4 protein-coding genes and 1 pseudogene are annotated in these 6,000 nt (G+C 62.6%); 1 reads left to right on the top strand and 4 read right to left on the bottom strand.

Features of this window, described 5'->3' with window-relative positions:
- From H0485_RS07755 to H0485_RS07740, 4 genes and pseudogenes are all read right to left on the bottom strand, one after another.
- Positions 1–337 (bottom strand): annotated as a pseudogene (locus tag H0485_RS07755) (transposase); the annotation flags it as partial.
- Between the two features lie 61 nt (positions 338–398).
- On the bottom strand, positions 399–752 hold the full coding sequence (locus tag H0485_RS07750) for a roadblock/LC7 domain-containing protein (RefSeq protein WP_226934791.1): 354 nt from the start codon (positions 750–752) through the stop codon (positions 399–401).
- Between the two features lie 115 nt (positions 753–867).
- Positions 868–2,520, bottom strand: a complete 1,653-nt coding sequence (locus H0485_RS07745) for a dynamin family protein (RefSeq protein ID WP_226934790.1) — start codon at positions 2,518–2,520, stop codon at positions 868–870.
- A gap of 32 nt (positions 2,521–2,552) precedes the next feature.
- On the bottom strand, positions 2,553–4,589 hold the full coding sequence (locus H0485_RS07740) for a dynamin family protein (protein WP_226934789.1): 2,037 nt from the start codon (positions 4,587–4,589) through the stop codon (positions 2,553–2,555).
- A 655-nt stretch (positions 4,590–5,244) separates the two neighbouring features.
- On the opposite strand from H0485_RS07740, the gene H0485_RS07735 reads away from it, so the two are divergent.
- A complete protein-coding gene (locus H0485_RS07735) occupies positions 5,245–5,637 on the top strand; it encodes a hypothetical protein (protein WP_226934788.1) in 393 nt (130 codons plus the stop codon).
- Positions 5,638–6,000 lie beyond the last annotated feature (363 nt).

Genomic DNA, 6,000 nt, shown 5'->3' with positions numbered 1-6,000 from the left:
TCCCCGATGCTCGGCCACGAACGCCGTCGCCATCGGGCTTGAACCGATGGCGCTCCAATGGCTCCGCTCACTTTGCATCCCGAGCGAAATACGCGGTGGCTTTTTTTAGGATGTCGCGCTCCTCGGAAACCCGTGCCAGTTCCCGCTTCAACAGGCGGATCTCAGCGTCTTTCTCTGTCTCGCCCGAGGCTGCCTTCGTGAACTTGCGTTTCCATGCATAGAGCGAGTGCTTGCTCACCCCAGGCCGCTCTGAGACCTCGCTGACCGGATAACCCCGCTCGGTGATCTGCGCGACCGCGTCGCGCTTGAAGTCGTCGCTGAAAGTCCCTGTGCCCATCATGGCCTCCTTGCCTCAAAATTAGCAAAGAAGGCGTCCATCAAACATGGGGCTATTCAGTTCAGAGGGTGATTCCGGCCTCAATTCCCTTGAGTTTGATGCGCGCCAGACCAAGGTTCGAGGATTTCCGGTCGAGCGCCACATAAAGGAAGACCGTTGGGCTCGAGGCGAGCGGGCGGATCAGGTGATATTGTTTGCCCAGGGTGATCAGAATATCCTCAATAGTATCATCGAGTCTCAGCGCGTTGATCGCTGCCAGCTTGGCTTTCACCACCTGGGTGTTCAGTGCCGAAGCCGCTTCGAGATCAATCTTGCCACCGCCTTCCGAGGCCAGCATCAGCCCGGTTTCACTGTCGACGAGGCAGCCGCCGACAAATCCATCGAGTTCATTAAGGATTGCAATATTCGTACTCATATGTCGCTTTCCTTTGCGTTTTCTTTGCACCGTGTTTCCTTTCATCGGCGCAATCGTCTTCAGAACGGATCTGACCGGATGGTCTGAGGGCTGATCCGGCCCGGGGCTCCGGGGCTCAGCTTCCTGGCTCCGGCGGTTCAGTCGCGCTGGCCGGGAACATCCCCGACAGCAGCTCGTCTATCATGGCGACAACCGGCAGAGCGGCGGTGGCCGGGTCAGCGCGGGCGACGATACCGCGCCAGATCGCGCGCGGATCGGAGGGGGCCGGTGGCTGGGCTGCGGGGCTGGCCGGGGCGGCAGACAGAGGCGAGGGGGGCGGGAAATAGCACGAGAGCACCCGCTGCAAGGCGGCCTCGATATCGGGAATAAGCGCGGGTCCGGCAGGGCGGTCTGCGGCAGGCGGCGGCTCAGCAGGCGGCAATATCGGGGCCGCGGGGGCCGGGATCATCGCGCCGGGAGCGAGGGCGCTGGCGCTCAGCCGGCCGGCGAAAGCTGTGAGGTCAAAATCCAGCTCCGCCTCAACGGGCGCAGAAAAAGCGGATGCGCTCGCGGTTATTGCGGAGAGCGGCAGAGGTGCGGGTGGTGTTTCATCAGCCGCTGCCTCGTCAGTCGCTCCGCTCCGTGCTTCACCCAGCCCGGCAGTGTCACCGGGCCAGTCCGCAGCGCTTTCCCTGGCGGGGGACAGTTCAGGACTGCTGGTGCTGGCAGGGTCAGTCGCGGGCGCCAGAGGGGCTTCGGGCCGGAGCGGTGCCGGGCGCGGATGGGCGCGGAACGGGGTGACCAGCATAAGCGGGGCCGGGCGCGACAGGCTTTCCAGCAGGGCCAGCTCTTCGCTTTCCGGGTTATCCTCCGCGCCGTCAGGCGGCGCTGACAGCGCCGCATCGCCATCGGGCCAGGTCAGGAGGATGGTCTCGCCCGAGCGCTCTGCCGGCGGGCTTTCCCCGGCTGGGGTGAGAAGGGGCGCGGCAGCCCCGGCAGCAGCGGGCTGCTGGGCGGCATTGTCGGACTGGTAGCGCTGCATCAGAGCGGCACGCCTGGCCTGCAGCCGTTCGAGCTGTTCGCTGATCCCCGCCATCAGGCTGTCGATACCGCTGTCTTCCCAGGCGGGGGCGTCATTTTCGGCCAGGGCTTTCAGCGCCATCAGCGCGGAAATCGGCTCGAACCGGCTGAATAAGCCTGCCGCCTCATGCCCGACCCGGCGCATCACCCGCTCGCGGTCGAAATCATTGCGCAGCTTGTCCATCCGCGTGACCGCGAGAATGCTGTTGCTGCGCAGCCGTGGCGGCACGGCGAGCCAGGCGGCGCGCTCTGACTGGCGCCAGGCCTGGGTGGCGGGGGTGCACCAGATCACCGCATGGGCATGGCCCAGCATCTGATAGGTCATCTCATCGCTGCGCCCGGGATCAGCGAGGCCGGAGAGGTCGAGAATATCGCATTGCTGCAGGAAATCGGCCTCAAGCCAGAGCCGGATATAGCGGCTGTCAGGGGGCACAGCCTCGATGCCGCCGGTGGGCAGGGGCTGTTCTGCGCCGCTGGCATCGATGTAATGGCCGCTGCGATCGCCATAGCTGATCCAGACCCCGGGCGATGCGGTTGCGGTAATGCGGGTCGGCAGAACCTCGTGGCCGAGCAGCAGGTTGAGCAGGGTGGATTTGCCCGAGCTGAACTCTCCCACCACCGCCAGACGGGGCAGCGCGGTGGCCCGGGCCGTGAGACGCGCAAAAGCGGCGGGCGAAACGCGGCGGCTTTCACTCTGATCATAGGGCATGGCAATCCTCACGGCAGCGGGAAATGGCAGGATCAGATGGCACGGCGCTCGCCGAACTGGCGTAGCTCCCGGCTCAGCTCCTCCAGCGCCTGCTGACGCTGGATCAGGGGATTGGTCAGCGGATCGCGCGACAGCGAGCCGCCCGCGGCGATGGCGAGGGCAAAGCTCTCCTGCTCGTCCAGAAAATCGCGCAGCACCCGCGCCATCATGCTCAGCGTGTCGCGGGCGGTGGCAATCAGCTCGTCGCTGATCGAGCTGACCTCAGCCTCAACAAGGCTGTGATATTCGCGCGCCAGGCCCTTGCTGTTGATGTGAGAGGCCATCCAGGCCTTCCAGCGGGTGGTCTGCAGATCGACAACAATAGTGCGCCCCAGCGCCACCGGCGGCGGCAGGGCGGGGGCGGCGGGGGCCTGCAGCTGCATATCCGCCGCTGCCTCACCCAGCATCTGGCTGTAAAGATCCATCATCGCCTGGCAGGTGCCGTCGCTGATATCCTCAAAGAAGGACCGCATTTCATTGGTATAGCGGATATAGGCGGTGCGCAGCCGCATCCTGAGCTGCATCGGATCGCAGGTTTCGACCCCGGCCCGGCCATTCTCTTTGGCGCGTTCGAGCAGATCGGCTGCCATGCGGCTGACGTAATCGCTGCTGCTCTGCCTGACCCGCTCGGTCAGGTGGCTGAACAATGCGGTCATATCGGTGTCGATATAGCTGTCAACCGCATGGCGCAGATTACCGATCTTGGCGCGGGTCTGCACTTCGCTCAGCTGCGAAACCGCCAAAGCCGATGAGGCGAGGTGGCGGGTGCGCACGGTGGCGACGAGGTTGTTCAGCCGCCGCCAGCTGTCATCAATCACCTGACAGCCTGAGCTGGCGGCGATGGTCTGGCCAATCGCCCCCAGCAATGCGGCGAGGCCGCAACAGGCCCAGGCGCGCTCGGCAAAGAGGCTGTGCGCGGGCCCCGGGCTGGCGGCCACCATTGCCTCGAGCGCGGCGAGCGAGGCCGGGCTCAGCATATCGGGCTTGCCGGTCAGTGCCGCTTCGGCCCAGTGGGCACTGCCAAACAGGATCGTGGTGATATCACCCAGGCCGCGATCGCGCAGGATGATCCCGAGCGCCTCACGGATCACCGGGATGTCGCGGGCCGGATCGCGCAGCTCATCGATCCGGTTGACAAATATGATCACGCGGCGGCTTTCCAGCGCACAGAGCAGCTGGATCAGCGCCAGATCAACCGTATTCATCGCCTGTGCGGCAGAAAGCACGACGACACAGATCGATGCATTGTTCATACTGCGCAAAGTGACCTGTTCGCGCATCATGAAAGGGTCATTGACGCCGGGCGTATCCTGCAGCGACAGACCGATCGGATAGCCCGTCACCTCCATATAGAGATCGGCCGAGCGGGTGATATCGGCAAAACGGCCCTGTGCCGTGCCCTGTTCCGGGCTGGCATACTGATCGCCGAGGCAGACATAGCGCTCGATCAGCTGCTGGCTGAATTCATCATATTTATGCCGGTTGCCGAGCAGCAGTTCGAAATTCCGCCCCAGCCTCTCACGCGATTTGCTGTACATCTCCTCGATCTGGGCGCGGATCTGCATCATCTCATCATCGGCGCGGGCGCGGCGGGCGAGAGCGCCCAGACGCCCGCCCTCCTGGATCAGATCCTCCCATTCAGTCTGATCGAAAAAGGCAAATTCGGCCCGGACATTGCGCGGCCGCGGCGTGTTCAGATGCAGCGTCGTGACCACCGAGGTCCAGGGGTTCACATCCGAGGGCAGCAGGCCGGGGCTGCCGGCCAGCACATTGACGAGCGCGGTCTTGCCGGATTTGACCTGGCCTACGAAAGTGATCGGGGCGGCGAAATCACCCAGACGGCTGCGCAGCTCGCCCAGCTGCTCCTCAAACCCTTCCGGCAGCAGCTGGCTGATCCGTTCCGAGAGGCCGCCAAGCGTTTCAAACCGGCTGCGCAGTTCCGCCATGCTGGCGGTGGCCTGACGGAAAAACTGAAAGCTGTTTTCCAGCTCATCCGCCCCAGGCGTATCTGCGGTGACATAGTCTCGCATCGTTTCCCGTCCCCCGTGAAATGGTTCGAGGTCAGGCGCTCTGGCACGGGTTACAGGCTGGAACATTAAAAAGCGCTATTCCGGATAGCAGGAACTTCCTTAATTCGGGCGAAAGAATGGCATGTATGCGTTTGGTCTTTGTCTGATTGGTTAATAAATGGTGACGAATGTCAGAATGGACGAAAAAAGAATATCTTAACCGAATAACGGGGATTTAAGATTTTATATATCTCGCTTTTGGCGGCTATCTGAACTGGCGCAGCAGAGGGGGGGGCGGCGCAGATCTCTTCCACCGGGCTGGCAGTTTCGACGGCTGGATCTGTCATCGGATCATTGCTGCTTTGATTGTAAATTATTCATATATAACAAAGCATTATTGTGGGGTTTCTGGAGTTGTGCCTGCGCGCCGCATATCAGGAAATTCTTTAATGATTCGTTCCGAATTCAGTCAGAATTCTGGTAATTTGCCCTGTTATGCGATTGGGTAATAAATTATGAATATAGAATACATTTTTTAGTATTGATGCCTGATTCTTTAGTATGGGATTAAATGGTTAAAATTTACAGCGTCTGGCTGTGGCCTCTTTTGTGACAAAGAGTTGTCGCAATTCAGATCAACCTTGGGTGGAATTTGTGGCAATCTCGGAGCTCAGCGATGTCCGGTCCGAAGCAGCTTTCCGAAATGGCGCGAAGCCGCAGGGCCCGGGCGATTGAGCAGCGCTCGGTGCAGCGGGGTCTGAAGGGGGAAGCGCCGCTGCCCCCCCTCGCGCCGCGCCGCTCTCTGGCCGCGATCAGCCCCTTCACCGGGGCGAAGATCCGGCGGCTGGCCGCGCCGCGCCCTGATCTGCGGGCGATCTTCCGCGAGGAGGAGCCGGCACTGACCCCGCGCCTCATCACCGCTCCGCCTGGTCCGGTCCGCAGCCTGCCGGCAGGGGCTGTAAACGGCCAGGCGGGGGGGGGGCTGATGGCTGGCCGGTCAGTCCTGACCGGCTATAGCCCGCGCCCGCGCAACACCGCTGCCAATCTGCTGATGCAGGTCCGCCAGTAGCGCCGTTATGGGCATCGGCTGTTGCAATACGCGCCACGAGCCGCAGGCAGAGCTGGACGACATGTGGGGGCCGCGGCGGCAGCGCGAGCTCATCCAGTGCAGTTGCACCGAGGGGGCATTCTGCACCGCGTTTCTTCTGGAGCGCCGAAAGCGCCACACCGGGCAGAACAACCGGCGCTGTAAATGCGTCGATACGCGGCCGTTCCCAGGAATGGATGTGCCAGGTTTCGTGAAGGCGTCCGAACACATCGGCGGCAAAGCCGGGCCAGAGGGGGCGACGGTGAGGCCTGAACTTCGGCACGGCGGTAAGCTCCCTTCAGGATGAAGTTCACTGGTCCGAAAAGCGGGTGCTTATCGGTTCGG

It is taken from the genome of Pseudogemmobacter faecipullorum (assembly GCF_020539525.1).
In the GTDB taxonomy this organism is placed as follows: Bacteria; Pseudomonadota; Alphaproteobacteria; order Rhodobacterales; family Rhodobacteraceae; genus Pseudogemmobacter; species Pseudogemmobacter faecipullorum.
Note: the sequence above shows the minus strand (reverse complement) of the source record. Positions and strands in the feature narration are given on the sequence as shown.

Bases quoted from the DNA above. Each gene is read 5' to 3' on its own strand.
- H0485_RS07745 (WP_226934790.1), bottom strand. From the start codon at position 2,520: ATGCCCTATGATCAGAGTGAAAGCCGCCGCGTTTCGCCCGCCGCTTTT.
- H0485_RS07740 (WP_226934789.1), bottom strand. From the start codon at position 4,589: ATGCGAGACTATGTCACCGCAGATACGCCTGGGGCGGATGAGCTGGAA.
- H0485_RS07735 (WP_226934788.1), top strand. From the start codon at position 5,245: ATGTCCGGTCCGAAGCAGCTTTCCGAAATGGCGCGAAGCCGCAGGGCC.
- H0485_RS07750 (WP_226934791.1), bottom strand. From the start codon at position 752: ATGAGTACGAATATTGCAATCCTTAATGAACTCGATGGATTTGTCGGC.